Below are 14,744 nucleotides of genomic sequence, written 5' to 3' on the forward strand. Positions count from 1 at the left end.
ATGTCGAACAGGGGAGAGCACATGAAGATCCGCAGCCGCGCCGACGTGCCGTTCAGCGGATTCGCCGTGGACGACACGGCGGCGGCTCAGGCGTTCTATTCGGAGGTGCTCGGGCTCGCGGTCACGGAGGAGCACGGCATGCTCACGATCGAGCTCGGGCCGGGATCGAGCGTCCTCGCGTACCCGAAGCCTGGTCACGTGCCAGCGCAGCACACGATCCTCAACGTCCCGGTCCGCGACATCGACGACGCCGTCGCGAGTCTCGAGGAGGCGGGCGTCGGCATGCTGCGCTACGACGGGTTCGGGCAGGACGACCACGGCATCGTTCGGATGGACGGCGGCCCGCCCATCGCGTGGTTCACGGACCCCGCGGGCAACGTCCTGTCCGTGCTGCAGCTCGACTGAGATCCCGCGTCGGGTGCGCTCATCCGTCTCGGATCTGCGCGGGAACCCGCAAACGGATCGCCCGTCGGCACCCATACCCGTGCCGCGATCGCGCTGATACGCTCGCGCCATGGATCCCAATGCGCGCCCCGAGATCGCCCTTCCGGACGGCCGAGATGCCGTGGACGTGTTCGGTGAGACGACGGTCGACGGGATCTGGCCGCACCTGCTCGTGCCGCGCGACGGCGACAGCGCCGAGACCCTCGCGACGTCGCTGCATTCGCTCGCCTCGTCGGACGTGATCCCGGTCGCGCCCGACTCGTCGAGCTTCGAAGACCTCGCCCGCGCGCTCTGGGACGCGCGGCGCGCGCAGCAGGAGGCGTGGCCCGCCGAGGGGTGGGTGCTCGACCGGATCACCGCGCGGCTGCGCGCGAACGGCATCGCCGCGGTGTGGACGCTGCAGGTCGAGTCGGACGGCGCCGCCGTCGACGCCCTCGATCACCTGCGCGCCGAGGGCATGCGCGGCGCCGTCTTCCTCTCGGAATCGGAGGCCGTCGAACTGGCGCTCGAGCCGGGGGAGGCGCACGTCGGCACCGAGGGCTTCGTCCAGCCGCGGCGCCACGGGCTGCTCGGCCGGCGCGAGATCGACGTCGACGAGTACCGCACAGCGTGCGAGGCCGTCTCCGGTGAGCTCGTCGCCGCTGCGCGCGCGGAAGGGGTCGAGGCGATCTGGGACGGCGACTGGGAGCGCCGCGTCGTGCTCGAGAACGTGCAGTTCGTCGCACGGCTGCCGTGAGCGGATCCGCGATGGAGTCACGTCATATCAGCGTCATCATCGCCGCGGATCCCGACGACGTGTACGCGTTCGCCGCGGATCCCGCGAATCTCCCACGGTGGGCATCCGGTCTCGCGCAGTCCGACGTGGAGGTGCGCGGCGACGAGCTCGTCGTCGCCTCGCCCATGGGCGAGGTGGTCGTGCGATTCGCGCCGCGCAACGCGTACGGGATCCTGGATCACGCGGTCACGCTGCCGTCCGGCGAGACGGTCGACAACCCGCTGCGCGTCGTCGCGCATCCGGGCGGCGCGGAGGTCGTGTTCACCGTTCGGCGGCGCGCGATGACGGACGATGAGTTCGCGCGCGACTGCGGTGCGGTCGCGGAGGATCTCGCGCGCCTGCGTGGGATCCTCGAGGCGGAGCGTTCGCCGCGCGACTGAGATCGCGCCGAGGAATCGAGGACGATCATGGCAGCAGTCATCCGGGACATCCGCAGCGACGACCTGGGGCGCATCGTCACGCTCTGGGATGCGACGCTGTCACCCGGCGATGAACCCGTCTATGGGCTGTCGGAGGTGCTCGCCTCGTGTCAGGCCGACGAGGCCGTCGTCGCCGTCGGCGACGACGGGGAGCGGCTGCTCGGCGCGGCGGTCGGACGCGCCGCGCACGAGCAGGGCTGGATCGTGTATCTCGCTGTGCTGCCGGAGGTGCAGGGGCAGGACCTCGGGGGGCGTCTCCTCGACGCGCTCGAGCGGCGCCTCGCCGCGAGCGGCATCAGCACACTGTGCAGCCTGGTGCCGTCGCGGGAGTCGGCGACCCTGGAGGCCTTCACGGCGAACGGCTTCACCCTCGAGCACGAGCTGCGTTACGCCGAGCGCCGGATCCCGGTGCAGGGACGCGACCTCGCTCTGCTGCGCGAGCTCGGCGGCCGGATGCTCCCGCGGGGGCACTGGGAGGCCGTGGGCGGCATGCGACGGGAGAAGGAGCTGCTCGAGCGGCGCCTGGTGATGCCCCTCGCCCATCCGGAGCTCGCCGAGCGATACGGCGTGGTTCCGCCGCGGGCCGCCGTGCTGTTCGGACCGCCGGGAACGGGCAAGACGACCTTCGCGAAGGCCGTCGCGTCGCGCCTCCAGTGGCCGTTCGTCGAGGTGTTCCCCTCGCGTCTGGGCGGCGACCCCGCCGGCCTCGCCGCCGCGCTGCGCGAGACCTTCTCGCAGATCGCGGAGCTCGAGCGGGCGGTGATCTTCATCGACGAGGTGGAGGAGATCGCCTCGCACCGCAAGGGGGATCCGCCGTCGCCGCTGCAGGGCGTGACGAACGAGCTGCTGAAGATCATCCCCGACGTGCGGGAGCAGAGCGACCGGCTGCTGATCTGCGCCACCAACTTCATCCGCTCCCTCGACTCCGCGCTGCTGCGGCACGGGCGTTTCGACTACGTGCTGCCGATCGGGCTGCCCGATGAGGAGGCCCGCGAGGCGATCTGGTCGCGCTACATCTCCGCCGAGGTGCGGTCGGAGGTGGATGCGCATGCGCTGGTCCTCGCGAGCGAGGGCCTCACGCCGGCCGACATCGAGCACGCGGCGCGCCGTGCCGCGCAGGGCGCATTCGAGCGCGCCGTCGCGGAGGGCGGGGCGGCCGCCCACGGGCCGACCACGGAGGACTTCCTGCAGGCGCTGCGCGGCATCCGGCCGACCGTCGGCGAGGACGTCGTGGCCGAGTTCCTCGAGGACATCGAGACGCTCGGCCGCACCTGAACGAAGGGGAGGACGATGAGACAGGAGACCGTGCGCACCAACGGCGTCGATCTGGCGACGGAGGTGCACGGCGATCCCAGCGATCCCGCCGTCCTCCTCCTGCACGGCGCGGGGCAGTGCCTCGTGTCGTGGCCCGATGACCTCGTGCGGATGCTCGTCGACGCGCGCCGATGCGTCGTCCGCTACGACAGCCGCGACGCGGGGATCTCGACGATGTTCCCCGCCGGAGAACCCGGATATGGGCTGCCCGACGTCGTCGCCGACGCCTCCGGACTGCTGCTCGCGCTCGGGATCGACCGCGCCCACCTCGTCGGCGTATCCGGCGGCACGGCCGTCGCGCAGCTGATGGCGCTCGACCACCCCGAACAGGTCGCGTCGCTCACCCTCATGGAAGGCACCCCGGGCGGCCCCGGGCACGAGACCCCCGACCTGCCGCCGATGACGTCCGAGCTGCTCGCGCTCTTCTCGGAGGAGCAGCCCATCCCGGATCTCTCCGACCGCGTCGCCGCCGTCGAGTATCTCGTCGACGCCGAGCGTCCCTTCGCGGCGACGTCGCGCCCGTTCGACGAGGCCGGCGTCCGAGCGATCGCCGAGCGCGTCGCCGAGCACGCCGCCGACCTCGAGACGATGATGGCGAACGCGTTCCTCGCGGATCCCGGTCCGCCGTGGCGCGAACGTCTCCCCGACATCGAGGTGCCGACGCTCGTGCTGCACGGCACCGAGGATCCGCTGTTCCCGATCGAGCACGGGCGCGCGCTCGCCGCAGAGATCCCTTCGGCGCGCCTCATCGAGCTTCCGCAGACGGGCCATGAGATCGTCCCGCGGCACCTCTGGGATCGCGTCGTGCCGGAGATCGTCGCGCATACGCGCCCCTGACGACGAGCATGGCATCATCGGGAGATGCCAGAGCTCCTCGTGCCCGACGCGCGCCTCCACGAATCATTCCTCGACTCGCACCGCGAGTGGGCCGGAGCGACGCAGGACGGCGCAGGGATCCACGACGATGATGACGTCGTGAGCTCGGAGGGATTCGCGAGGTATGTGGCAGAGCTCGTGGCGAGCGAGCACACGCCGCGTCGGCCGGGGCTCGTGACCGACACCTATCGCTGGATCGTCGAGGGCGACGAATACCTCGGCGCGATCTCGTTCCGACACGAGCTGACCGAGTACCTCGAGAGCTTCGGCGGCCACATCGGCTACGGGATCCGTCCTTCCGCGCGCCGGCGCGGCCTCGCGACCTGGGCCCTCGCCCGCACCCTCGACATGGCCCGCGAGCGCGGCTACGACCGCGTGCTCGTCACGTGTCGCGACGACAACGCGGCCTCGGCCCGCACGATCGAGAAGAGCGGCGGCGTCCTCGAGGATCGGCGCGCGCACGGCGACGTGCTCATGCGCCGCTACTGGATCCTGCTCGGCTGATCGCGACGAGTGCTCATCCGGACTGCGTCGGCGGTCGCCACGGCTCTGCGGGGTCGATCGCCGCGTTGATCGCACGGCTGATCGCGCCGAGCTGGCGCACCTGGGATTCGCTGAGGGGCTCGAAGACGAGCCTCTCGACAAGCGCGTGGTGCCCGGGTGTCGACCGGGCGAGCGCGTCGCCACCCGCATCGGTCAGCACGGCGAGAGAGACGCGACCATCCTCCGGATCGACGTCGCGCCGCACCAGCCCCTTCTTCTCCAGGCGCGTGATCGCACGCGACAGGCGTGAGAGCGTGCAGCTCGCGTAACCAGCGAGCGTGCTCATCCGCAGCGCACGATCGGATGCGGTGCCGAGCGCGAACAGGAGTCCGTGTTCGAAGTGGCTCAGATCGCTGTCGCGCTGCAGCTGGGCGTCGAGCGCCGCAGGCAGTCGCTCGAGGAGCGTCGCGATGGCGGCCCAGGCCTCCAGGTGTGCGGCGTCGAGGCCGGGTGGGGGAGAAGGTCGCGTCACAGTTCGAGGCTAGCGCATTCACTTGCGCAGGCAAGTGATCTGATAGGTTTACTTGCCCAGGCAAGTAAAGGCGGCGCTGGGTCGCCGGAAGGAGACGAGATGGATCTGGGACTCGAAGGCAGGACGGCGTTCGTGAGCGGTTCGACGCAGGGGATCGGCTTCGCGATCGCCTCCGAGCTCGCGGCTGAAGGTGCGCGGGTGATCGTCAATGGGCGCACAGCGGAGCGCGTGGAGGAAGCCGTCGCGACGCTCCGCGACGTCCACCCCGACGCGGACCATGCCGGTCTCGCTGCTGACTTCGCGCGGCGCGCTGATGTCACGCGCCTGCTCGAGCAGCTGGATGGCGTCGACATCCTCGTCAACAATGTCGGCCTGTTCGGGGTGGCGGAGTTCGGGTCGATCTCCGACGAGGAGTGGGCGCGATACCTCGAGGTCAACCTCATGAGCGGCGTGCGCCTGTCGCGACACCTCCTCCCGGCGATGCTCGAACGGGGGTGGGGCCGCGTGCTGTTCATCGCCAGCGAATCGGGGGTGAACGTCCCGGAGGACATGGTGCACTACGGCGTCACCAAGTCGGCGATGATCGCCCTCGGCAACGGCCTGTCGAAGCTCACGCGCGGCACCGCCGTCACCGTCAACACCGTGCTCGGCGGCCCGACCTACTCCGATGGTGTCGCCGCGATCGTCGAATCGATCGCGGGCGCGAAGTCGGCCCCCGTCGAGGCGGTCAAAGAGGCGATCATCGGCGAGAACGCGACGACCCTTCTCGAGCGCTTCCTCGACCCGTCCGAGATCGCCCACCTCGTCGCGTATCTCGCGAGCCCGGCGGCATCCGCGACGAACGGCGCGGCCATCCGGGCCGACGGCGGCGTGCTGACATCGGTGCTGTAGCGCGCGGTCGGCTGCGAGTTGACCGTCTGACGAGGTTCGTGAGCGCCTGACGAGACCTCTACGCAACCGGTGCGTCCCGCTCATCAGCGGCTCTCGGCATCGCGTGCGAGATGGCTCGCTCCAGATGGCCACGGTCGATGTACGGCACGAACCCGAGGCGGTCCCCACGGGCGAACGACGCAGCGTACTCGCGAAGCCGGTCCAGTTGGCCGGTGAGGGCGAGCGCGGCGAGATGCATCACGGGGAGATTTCCGGGGCTGTCCGTCGGAGCCTCGCTCAGTCGGCGCACCTCCTGGTCGAGGTCCTGCGCGGCGGCCCAGTCGAGGATGCGCGCGCAGGCGGAGCGGACGTCGCCTTCCGAGAGCCGGTCGGTGCGGATCGTCCCCGTGTCGCCGAAGTCGTGGAGGAACGGGTGGGTGACGCGGTCGCGATCGCCGGACACAGCATCGTACGCCCGGTCGAATGCGGCGGTGCCTACCCCCGGGTTCAGGCGAAGCGTCTGCACGGATCCCGTCCGCACGCGGGGCGTGATCGTGAGCATGCGATCGAGCAGGGTGAATCGGCACTCCGGACCACCCGCGACGCGGTGGACGGACCAGCCCAGGCCGCGGACCGTCTCGATCACGTCGGGCTGCGTCATCGCCATACGGTCGCGCCTCTCTCCATGCGGGGTCCCACCAGCGTATGCCCGGCCCTGCGGCGTCATGTTGACGCTGGCGTCGCGCCTTGGTCAGCACCCCTGCAGGGAACAGAAGGTGCTGGCGGCGTCGAGGCACCGGATGACGACCTCCAGCTCGTCGTCACCGAACTGTCGGCTCATCTCGTCGAACTGCTCGTCCGCGCGACCGTAGAGCGTCTCGAGCGGAGAGATCGCCTCGGGAACGATCTCGAGCATCGTTCTGCGACGGCTCTGCTCGACTCGGTCGAGCGAGAGGATCTCGGCCGCCGGCACGTCTACGTCGCGAACTGACGGGGCCGGACGAGTGTGTTCCCGTACGCCGTGGCGCAGGCGCACCCCAGGCCGCTACGGGATCCCGCTCGGCTGATCGCCCGGTCGCACGAGCCCCGTCTCGTAGGCGAGGACGATGAGCGCGGCGCGGTCGCGCGCGCCGAGCTTCGCGAGCAGCCGGCTCACATACGTGCGCGCCGTCGCGGGGCTGAGGAACAGGTCCGCCGCGATCTCGTCGTTCGTGAGGCCGCGGCCGACCCGCTCGAGCACCTCCCGCTCGCGATCCGTGAGGTCCGAGAGCGCACCGTCGTCGGGGGATCCGCCCTCGGCGACAGCGCCCATCACGCGGGCCGTGACCTGGGGCGACAGCAGCGAGTCGCCCGCGGCGACGACCCGGATCGCGTCGCGCAGCCCCTCGGGCGAGACGTCTTTGAGCAGGTAGCCGGCCGCGCCCGCGCGGATCGCCTCGAACACGTGCTCGTCCTCATCGAAGGTCGTGAGGATGAGCACGCGCACGCCCGCAAGCGCCGGATCCGCGACGATCCCGCGCGTCGCCTCGAGCCCGTCCATCTCGGGCATGCGGATGTCCATCAGCACGACGTCGGGACGCGTCTCGCGCACGACGCTCAGCCCCTGCCGGCCCGTCGCGGCCTCGCCCACGACGGCGATGTCGCGGTCCCGCTCAGCGAGCGCCCGCAGGCCGGTGCGGACGAGCTCCTGATCGTCGACGAGCACGACGCTGATCCCGCTCACGACGCCTCCAGTCTCGCGGGCAGGCGCGCCGCCACGCGGAAGCCGCCGAACCGCCCATCGCCGGCCTCGAGCGAGCCGCCGAGCAGGTGCGCGCGCTCGCGCATGCCGGCGAGCCCGGCGCCGTCGGTCGACGCCACCCCGCGGCCGCGGCCGTCGTCGGCCACGGTGACCGAGAGCTCGTCGCCGTCGATCCGGGCGCGGATGTCGACCCGGCGCGCTCCCGCATGCCGGATCACGTTCGTCAGCGACTCCTGCACGATGCGGTATGCGGCGGCGTCGATCGCGGCGTCGACGGATCCGGCGGGCACGTCGATGTCAGCGCTGACCTCGAGACCCGTCGCCGTGGCCGGTCCGATGAGCGCGTCAAGCGCTCCGAGTCCGTTGCCCATGCGTGCCGCCTCGCCGGGAGACCGCAGGAGGCGCACCGTCGTCCGGAGGTCGTGAAGCGTCTGCGAGCTCGCATCGCGCACGTGCGCAATGGCGGCGCTCGCCGCGGAATCGTCGCGTCCGATCGACTCCGCCGCGACGCCGGCGTGGACCGACACGACCGAGAGCGCGTGCCCGACGGTGTCGTGCAGCTCGCGGGCGATGCGGACGCGCTCGTCCTGCAGCGTCCGGGCGGACGCCTGTGCCTGCTCGGCCTCAGTGAGCATGCGGATCCGCTCCGTCTGCTCGCGCGCCTCGCGCGTGCGCCGGATCGCGACGCCCAGCGAGACCGCGGCCGCGACGAGCGCGACGTTCGTGAGCAGCTCGTAGCCGAGCAGGTAGTTCGCCCCCTGCCCCTCGCTGACGCGGAAGTACGCGGCCACGCCGACGAGGACGCCGCCCGCGCCGATGGCGAACCACGTGCGACCGACCTCGGCGCACGAGTAGAGCGCGGCCACCGCGGGAAGTGTGATCCCGATCGGCGCGAATCCGAGCGCGTAGTAGACGAAGATCGACAGGACCGTGATGGCCAGCATGGTCCGCGGCAGCCGTCGCCGCAGCAGCAGAAGCGCGCCGAAGAGGGCCGCGAACGCGAACGCCCACGGCGTCGGCCCCGGCGGCGCGGGATACGCGACGATCGTCACCGCGACCGCGAGGGCCATCGCGACCGCGAGCACGGCGTCGACGAGCCGCGGATCGACGGCGGTGCGGGACAGATCGGCTCTCACGCTATGCCAGCGTACGGGGCGCGCGCCGTCGGCGGTGTCGCCTGGAGGCGACATCGTGTGTCGAGATCCTGCGATGCGAGGTGACGCCCGTCGGCCGATGTGCGTGCGGGGATCCGTACCCAGCATGGATCTCATGACAGAGCACCTGCAGAACCCCGTCCCGAACCCCACCCCGCCGCGCCCGCACGGGCTCAGCTGGCCGATCATCGTCGGCCTCGGAGCCCTCGGGCTGCTGTGGCCCCTCAGCCGCGCGCTCGACCTCGACGGGGCGCTGCCGTGGATCCTCGTCATCGTCGTGATCCTCGCCGCATGGATCGGCGTCGTCGGCTTCGGCCGCGTGCCGCGCCCGGTCCTCACGCTCACCCTGGCCGGCGTGGGCGCGGGCGTGTTCCAGCTTCTCGCGTACGCGATCCTCGTCACGCCTCTCGCGCTGCTCTCGTGGTACACCGTCGGCGTCACGACCGGGCTCGGGGCGCTCAGCGGGCTCGCCGCGGCCGGCATCCAGAAGGCGCTCGCGCGATGACTGTCCGTGCGCAGCGCTTCACAGCGGGCGTGCTCGCCGCGCTCGCCGCGGCGGCGCTATCCGGATGCGGCCTCATGCCCAGCATGTCGTCCGTCGGCGACGCCGATTTCGACGCGCCGCTGCCCATTCCGCCCCTCGCCGAATCGCGTGTCGAGGACGGAGTGCGCGTGTTCTCCCTCACGGCACAGGAGGGCGAGATGGAGTTCATCGACGGGCACCCGACGGCGACGCGCGGGTTCGACGGCGACTTCCTCGGCCCGACCATCCGTGCGGAGCGGGGCGAGCGCGTCGCCTTCGAGATCGCCAGCGAACTGAGCGACGTCACGAGCGTGCACTGGCACGGCATGCACCTGCCCGCGGAGATGGACGGCGGCCCGCACCAGCCGATCGAGCCGGGCGGGACGTGGGAGCCGACGTGGACGATCGATCAGCCCGCGGCGACCCTCTGGTACCACCCGCATCCGCACGGATCCACCGAGCAGCAGGTGTACGAGGGGCTCGCGGGGATGTTCCTCCTCGACGACGAGCGCTCGCGCGCCGCCGAGCTTCCGAGCGCGTACGGCGTCGACGACGTGCCCGTCATCGTGCAGGATCGCGACATCGACCGCGACACCGGCGAGATGGATCATCGCGAGCTGCACGGCAAGGGGGCGGAGGTGGGACTGCTGGGCGACACGGTCATGGCGAATGGCGCGGTCGGCGCCTTCCACGACGTCACGACGGATCGCGTGCGCCTCCGGCTGCTGAACGGATCCACGGCGCGCACCTACGCGTTCGGCTTCGACGATCGCGACGTCGCACTCGTGGCGAGCGACGGCGGGCTGCTGCCCGAGCCCGTGATCCGCGAGCGCGTGCGCCTGAGCCCGGGGGAGCGCGCGGAGATCGTCGTCGAGATGGAGCCGGGGGAGCGTGCGATGCTGCGCTCGTTCGCGCCGGACCTCGGCACCGTCGCGGCGGGATTCGCCGCGGGCGCGAACGACGCCTTCGACGTGCTCGAGCTGCGCGCCGCGGACGAGCTCGCGCCGCGGCCCGCGCCGTCCTGGGAGTACGAGGACGTCGGCCTCGACGAGGCGGACGCCGTCGCGACGCGCCGCTTCGAGCTGAGCGGCCGGAAGATCAACGGGGCGTCGATGAACATGATGCGCATCGACGAGGTCGTCGAGCTCGGCGACACCGAGATCTGGGAGCTGCGCAACGACGACCTCAGCCCGCACAACTTCCACGTGCACGATGTGCAGTTCGAGGTGCTGTCGATCGACGGCGACGATCCGCCCGCTGAGCTGTCCGGGCGGAAGGACACCATCTATCTCGAGCCGCACCGTGAGTACCGCGTGATCATGCGCTTCGAGGACTACGCGGACCCGGAGGTGCCGTATATGTACCACTGTCACCTGATCCTCCACGAGGACGAGGGACTCATGGGACAGTTCGTCGTGGCGGAGCCGTAGGCTGGCGGACATGACGCAGCACACGGTCGACAGCGTCCGCGAGGCGCTCGCCGCGCTCGAGGATCCGAGGATGCGCGAGGTCAACGAGCGCCACGGCGATGATCACGGCGTCAAGCTCAGCGCCCTGCGCGCGCTGGCCAAGGAGATCGGCCGCGACCACGATCTCGCCCTCGCGCTCTGGGCGACGGGCGAGACCTCGCTGCGCCTCGTCGCGCTGCTCGTCTGCCGTGTGAAGGACTTCGGGGCCGAGGAGATCGACGAGATGCTGCGGGGCGCGCGGGCGCCGAAGGTCACCGATTGGCTCATCAACTACATCGCCAAGAAGTCGCGCCACATGGAGGAGCTGCGCGTCGCGTGGCTCGACGATCCGGATCCGGCGGTCGCGGCGGGCGGCTGGGCGCTCACCGCGACGAAGGCATCGAAGGCGGCCGACGGCCTCGACCTCGACGGGCTGCTCGATGTCATCGAGGCAGACATGGCGGGAGCGCCGGAGCGTCTGCAGTGGGAGATGAACAACACGCTCGCGGCGATCGGCATCGCGCACGCCGACCGGCGCGACAGAGCGATCGGGATCGGCCAGCGCCTCCGCGTGCTCGAGGACTACCCGACGCCGCCCGGCTGCACTTCGCCGTTCGCGCCCATCTGGATCCGGGAGATCGTGTCGCGTCAGCGGGCCTGATCGCTGACCAGCGCGCCGAGGTGCGCAGGGCGTGAACGGCGTCGTCCTCGTCGGCGAGCGCCGCGGGGATCCCGGCCTCGATGCGCGCGACGCGGTGGGCGATGATCGCGCTGATCATGTCGCCCGTCGTGCCTCCGAGTGCGCGATCCATGATCCCGCCCAGGATAGTCCTCGGCGGGAATGGACGCGCAGGCGCGGACGTTGTAGTCTGAAGTGCTCGGGATCATCCCGATCGATCGCGCGGTCGCCGCGCGATGGCAACTCCACAGCGTGCGACAAGCGGTTCCCTTCGCGAGAAGGATCACCACGGGGCTGATCGGTTTCGACAGCGTCTGCTGATCTGAGGGAAGCGGGCCGAGGATGCAGGGTTATCTCGTTAACGCCCCCTGCAAAACCAATAAGTGCCGAATCCAAGCGCACTGACTTCGCCCTCGCTGCGTAAGCGAGCCCGATAGTCCGTCAGACCGTGGCTGATCCCGACACGGACCCTGGCGTCATCTAGGGATCTTGCTGTGACGTGGTGTCGAGACGCGTCACGGGACTCTTCCTCGACTGGGCTCGTCGACCTATGTGTCTGTGCTGAAGGTCGGAGCCGAGCAGAACGCCTCCGCAGAATGCGCCCGGAGAAACCCCAGTGAAACAGTGCTGGACGGGGGTTCGATTCCCCCCAGCTCCACGACCGCTTCGCACGCTGTGACTGACCCCCTCGTTTCCTGCTCCCCGTAGGGATCGAGGGGGTTCTTCTCTGTCTCGCCGTCACCCGCGCCAGGTGACGAGGTCGAGCCCCTGCTTCGTGTCGGCGAGGGCGACCCAGCCGTCGGCGAACTGGTACGTCATGCCGTATTCGCCCTCGTCGAGGTAGTGCACCATCTCGGGGTTCTCGGTGAGGTACACGTAGTCGCCCTCGTCTTCGCGCAGCCAGCCGTTGTCCTCGAGGTACTGCTGCAGCTCCGCCGCCTCCTCGGCCTCGACGGGTGCCCAGCCGTACATCTGGGCGATGTCGGTGCCGTGCTCGTAGTCGCCCCACACGCACTGGATCCCGTCGGCCAGTTCGTGCGCGCCGATGCGGAACGCCTCGGACTTCGCCGTCCACCCGAGGGAGGAGAGCTCCTCGGAGAACGACGGCCGGATGATGGTCTCGCACGTCATCGGGGCAGGTGTCTCGTCTGCGGCGGGATCGACCTGCCCGGGGCCCGGCTGCGCGTCGCCGCTGCACGCCGCGAGCGTGAGCAGCAGGGCGAGGGGCGCGATGGCGCCGAGCCGGGCGGCCGTCATGGTGACTCCGGGGACAGTGCGCGGACGACCTCGTCGTGCAGGACGCCGTTGGTGGCGAGCGCGGAGAGGGTGTCGAGGGAGTCGGATCCCTCGACGGACGTGAAGCGGCCTCCGGCCTCGCGCACGATGGCGGCCGCGGCGGCGACGTCGTACTCCTTGACGTCGAACTCGCCGACGATCTCGAGGCGCCCCTCAGCGAGGAGCATGTACGCCCACACATCGCCGTAGGCGCGGTCGCGCCACACGCGATCCTGCAGGGCCAGCAGCGCGTCGAGCCGGCCGGCATCGCGCCATTGCGCGATCGACTGGAAGCTCAGCGACGCGTCGTCGATCGAGGCGACGTCCGAGACGGCGATGCGCCGCGGCTCGGGGTCGCCGTCCGTCCAGGCGCCGAGGCCATCGGCTGCCCACCAGCGGCGTCCGAGCGCGGGCATGCTGACGACGCCGAGTGCGATGGATCCGTCGATCTCGAGCGCGATCATCGTTCCCCAGGCGGGCACGCCGCGCAGGTAGTTCGCGGTGCCGTCGATCGGATCGAGGATCCAGCGGCGCGCCGCCGGGGCCGTCTCGCCGAACTCCTCGCCGAAGATCGCATCATCGGGGCGCTCGGCCTCGATGAGGTCGCGGATCGCGCGCTCCGACGCGAGATCGGCCTCCGTGACGTGCGAACGATCGGCCTTGCGGCTCACCTCGAGGTCCACCGTGTCGAACCGCGGCATCGTCTCGGCGTCGGCCGCGTCGGCGAGGCGCAGCGCGAGGGCGAGATCGTCGGCGAGGGACGGTGCACCGGAAGCGGGGAGGACCATCAGCACAGGCTATCGGAGCGCGGCGACACGAGAGTGAACGCGACGGGGTTCGCGGGGTCGTCCCCGCGGCCGATACAACGACACATCCCCCGGGAAGCGACGGCGTCGCGACCAGGGGGATGTCAGATGTGTCGTGCGCCCTCAGGGGCTCGAACCCTGGACCCACTGATTAAGAGTCAGTTGCTCTACCGACTGAGCTAAAGGCGCATGTTCTCGATCGCGGTGTTTTCCACGTCGTGAACCGAGGAATTACATTACCCACATCGCACTGCGGTCGCCAATCGAGGTGGTCGCCCGGCGTGTCTGAGCGCACGCTGAGCGGGGATGGGGTCGCTACTCTGAGGGCCATGCCGAGAACCAGACCGCCGTCGATGGCGGATGTCGCCGCCGAGGCGGGGGTGTCGCACCAGACCGTCTCCCGCGTGCTCAACGGGCACGCCTACGTCCGCGATGACACCCGAGAGCGCGTGCTCGCCGCCATCCGTGCACTCGGCTATCGGCCGAATCAGGCGGCACGCACGCTCGCGACGAGCCGCAGCGCGACGATCGGGATCGTCACCACAGGCACGACGCACTACGGTCCCGCGAGCACGGTCCTCGCGATCGAGGAGGCCGCCCGCGCGGCCGGATACTTCGTGTCGATCGCGGCGCTGAACTCGCGGGATTCTGGCGCGGCGGCCGCCGTCCTCGACCAGCTCATCACGCAGGGTGTCGACGGGATCGTCGTGGTGGCGCCGCTCGTCGACGTCGCGCGGCTCGTCGACGACGTGGCGCCCCGGATCCCGGTCGTCGTGGTGGCCGCGCGGCGCGACACGCCGGAGGGCTCCTCCGTGCGCTATGTCGCGGTGGACCAGCGCGCCGGTGCGGTGCGCCTCACGGCGCGCCTGATCGAGCTGGGTCATGAGCGCATCGCCCACATCGAGGGGCCGTCGGGGTGGTTCGACGCGATCGAGCGCTCCCGCGGCTTCGCCGATGCGCTCGAGGTCGCCGGTGCGCGGGGAGTCGTCATCCCCGCGGAGGGGTGGAGTGCGCAGCACGGCTACGACGTGGGCGCGCGCCTCGCCGACGAGGTTGCGGGTGGGGTCACGGCCGTGTTCGCGGGCAACGACTATCTCGCTCTCGGCGCGATGCGCGCGCTCTGGGAGCGCGGCGTGGAAGTGCCGGACGGCGTCTCCGTCGCCGGCTTCGACGACATCGACGGCAGCGGATTCCTCGTGCCGTCGCTCACGACCGTGCGCCAGCCGTTCTCGCGGTTGGGGGCCGCCGCAGTCGCGGGACTCATCGACGCGTGGGGCGGGGCGGACGCTCCGGACGCTGCGGCGATCGCGCCGGAGCTCGTCGAGCGCGACAGCACCGCACCGCCCACGAGGTGAGGGTTCCGTCCCGCATGTGTGAGCGCTAACATGTTTCCGACGGTCCGCAC

18 protein-coding genes, 1 tRNA gene and 1 other RNA gene are annotated in these 14,744 nt (G+C 70.8%); 12 read left to right on the plus strand and 8 right to left on the minus strand.

The genetic code is table 11. From position 1 onward, the window contains the following. Positions 1 to 21 precede the first annotated feature (21 nt). The 6 genes from GB932_RS03745 (at position 22) to GB932_RS03770 (ending at position 4,332) form a co-directional block, all read left to right on the plus strand. Positions 22 to 405 carry a VOC family protein gene (locus GB932_RS03745; RefSeq protein WP_156759365.1) on the plus strand — a complete coding sequence of 128 codons (384 nt, stop codon included), beginning with the start codon at positions 22 to 24 and terminating at the stop codon, positions 403 to 405. Between the two features lie 109 nt (positions 406 to 514). Further along, positions 515 to 1,180 carry a DUF6891 domain-containing protein gene (locus GB932_RS03750; protein WP_156759366.1) on the plus strand — a complete coding sequence of 222 codons (666 nt, stop codon included), beginning with the start codon at positions 515 to 517 and terminating at the stop codon, positions 1,178 to 1,180. Between the two features lie 11 nt (positions 1,181 to 1,191). Further along, positions 1,192 to 1,599, plus strand: a complete 408-nt coding sequence (locus GB932_RS03755; protein ID WP_156759367.1) for an SRPBCC family protein — start codon at positions 1,192 to 1,194, stop codon at positions 1,597 to 1,599. Between the two features lie 27 nt (positions 1,600 to 1,626). Further along, positions 1,627 to 2,913 (plus strand): ATP-binding protein, encoded by a 1,287-nt coding sequence (locus GB932_RS03760; RefSeq protein WP_156759368.1) that lies wholly within the window; start codon positions 1,627 to 1,629, stop codon positions 2,911 to 2,913. 15 nt (positions 2,914 to 2,928) lie between these two features. Continuing rightward, on the plus strand, positions 2,929 to 3,789 hold the full coding sequence (locus tag GB932_RS03765) for an alpha/beta fold hydrolase (protein ID WP_156759369.1): 861 nt from the start codon (positions 2,929 to 2,931) through the stop codon (positions 3,787 to 3,789). A 24-nt stretch (positions 3,790 to 3,813) separates the two neighbouring features. Continuing rightward, entirely contained in the window at positions 3,814 to 4,332 is a 519-nt protein-coding gene (locus tag GB932_RS03770) for a GNAT family N-acetyltransferase (protein ID WP_156759370.1), read from the plus strand. A gap of 13 nt (positions 4,333 to 4,345) precedes the next feature. Here the strand turns inward: GB932_RS03770 and GB932_RS03775 are convergent, their stop codons facing one another. Continuing rightward, a complete protein-coding gene (locus GB932_RS03775; protein WP_156759371.1) occupies positions 4,346 to 4,843 on the minus strand; it encodes a MarR family winged helix-turn-helix transcriptional regulator in 498 nt (165 codons plus the stop codon). A 99-nt stretch (positions 4,844 to 4,942) separates the two neighbouring features. On the opposite strand from GB932_RS03775, the gene GB932_RS03780 reads away from it, so the two are divergent. Next, positions 4,943 to 5,734, plus strand: a complete 792-nt coding sequence (locus tag GB932_RS03780) for an SDR family NAD(P)-dependent oxidoreductase (RefSeq protein ID WP_156759372.1) — start codon at positions 4,943 to 4,945, stop codon at positions 5,732 to 5,734. Positions 5,735 to 5,792: 58 nt separating this feature from the next. Here the strand turns inward: GB932_RS03780 and GB932_RS03785 are convergent, their stop codons facing one another. The 4 genes from GB932_RS03785 to GB932_RS03800 form a co-directional block, all read right to left on the minus strand. Continuing rightward, the gene (locus GB932_RS03785) at positions 5,793 to 6,374 is read right to left on the minus strand and encodes a DUF6990 domain-containing protein (protein ID WP_156759373.1); all 582 of its coding nucleotides are present in this window, start codon (positions 6,372 to 6,374) and stop codon (positions 5,793 to 5,795) included. Between the two features lie 90 nt (positions 6,375 to 6,464). Continuing rightward, the gene (locus GB932_RS03790; protein WP_156759374.1) at positions 6,465 to 6,686 is read right to left on the minus strand and encodes a hypothetical protein; all 222 of its coding nucleotides are present in this window, start codon (positions 6,684 to 6,686) and stop codon (positions 6,465 to 6,467) included. 72 nt (positions 6,687 to 6,758) lie between these two features. After that, complete coding sequence (locus GB932_RS03795; RefSeq protein WP_156759375.1) at positions 6,759 to 7,436, minus strand: response regulator; 678 nt, start codon at positions 7,434 to 7,436, stop codon at positions 6,759 to 6,761. Beyond that, on the minus strand, positions 7,433 to 8,590 hold the full coding sequence (locus GB932_RS03800) for a sensor histidine kinase (RefSeq protein ID WP_231915986.1): 1,158 nt from the start codon (positions 8,588 to 8,590) through the stop codon (positions 7,433 to 7,435). Before GB932_RS03800 ends, GB932_RS03795 begins: the two co-directional genes overlap by 4 nt. Before the next feature lie 124 nt (positions 8,591 to 8,714). Between GB932_RS03800 and GB932_RS03805 the strand changes: the two genes are divergently transcribed. The 4 genes from GB932_RS03805 to ssrA all read left to right on the plus strand — a co-directional run bounded on the left by GB932_RS03805 (position 8,715) and on the right by ssrA (position 11,919). Then, a complete protein-coding gene (locus GB932_RS03805; protein ID WP_156759377.1) occupies positions 8,715 to 9,113 on the plus strand; it encodes a hypothetical protein in 399 nt (132 codons plus the stop codon). Next, entirely contained in the window at positions 9,110 to 10,561 is a 1,452-nt protein-coding gene (locus GB932_RS03810) for a multicopper oxidase family protein (protein ID WP_156759378.1), read from the plus strand. The genes GB932_RS03805 and GB932_RS03810 overlap by 4 nt, the downstream gene beginning before the upstream one ends. Positions 10,562 to 10,571: 10 nt before the next feature. Beyond that, positions 10,572 to 11,240 carry a DNA alkylation repair protein gene (locus GB932_RS03815; protein ID WP_156759379.1) on the plus strand — a complete coding sequence of 223 codons (669 nt, stop codon included), beginning with the start codon at positions 10,572 to 10,574 and terminating at the stop codon, positions 11,238 to 11,240. A gap of 308 nt (positions 11,241 to 11,548) precedes the next feature. After that, positions 11,549 to 11,919, plus strand: a transfer-messenger RNA (tmRNA) gene (gene ssrA, locus GB932_RS03820). Between the two features lie 77 nt (positions 11,920 to 11,996). Here the strand turns inward: ssrA and GB932_RS03825 are convergent. From GB932_RS03825 to GB932_RS03835, 3 genes are all read right to left on the minus strand, one after another. After that, a complete protein-coding gene (locus tag GB932_RS03825) occupies positions 11,997 to 12,515 on the minus strand; it encodes a hypothetical protein (RefSeq protein WP_156759380.1) in 519 nt (172 codons plus the stop codon). Further along, positions 12,512 to 13,321 carry an inositol monophosphatase family protein gene (locus tag GB932_RS03830; protein ID WP_156759381.1) on the minus strand — a complete coding sequence of 270 codons (810 nt, stop codon included), beginning with the start codon at positions 13,319 to 13,321 and terminating at the stop codon, positions 12,512 to 12,514. Before GB932_RS03830 ends, GB932_RS03825 begins: the two co-directional genes overlap by 4 nt. Positions 13,322 to 13,455: 134 nt before the next feature. Continuing rightward, positions 13,456 to 13,528, minus strand: a tRNA-Lys gene (locus GB932_RS03835). 140 nt (positions 13,529 to 13,668) lie between these two features. On the opposite strand from GB932_RS03835, the gene GB932_RS03840 reads away from it, so the two are divergent. After that, a complete protein-coding gene (locus GB932_RS03840; RefSeq protein ID WP_156759382.1) occupies positions 13,669 to 14,694 on the plus strand; it encodes a LacI family DNA-binding transcriptional regulator in 1,026 nt (341 codons plus the stop codon). Positions 14,695 to 14,744 lie beyond the last annotated feature (50 nt).

The organism is Microbacterium karelineae, assembly GCF_009745985.1.
Lineage (GTDB): Bacteria > Actinomycetota > Actinomycetes > Actinomycetales > Microbacteriaceae > Microbacterium > Microbacterium karelineae.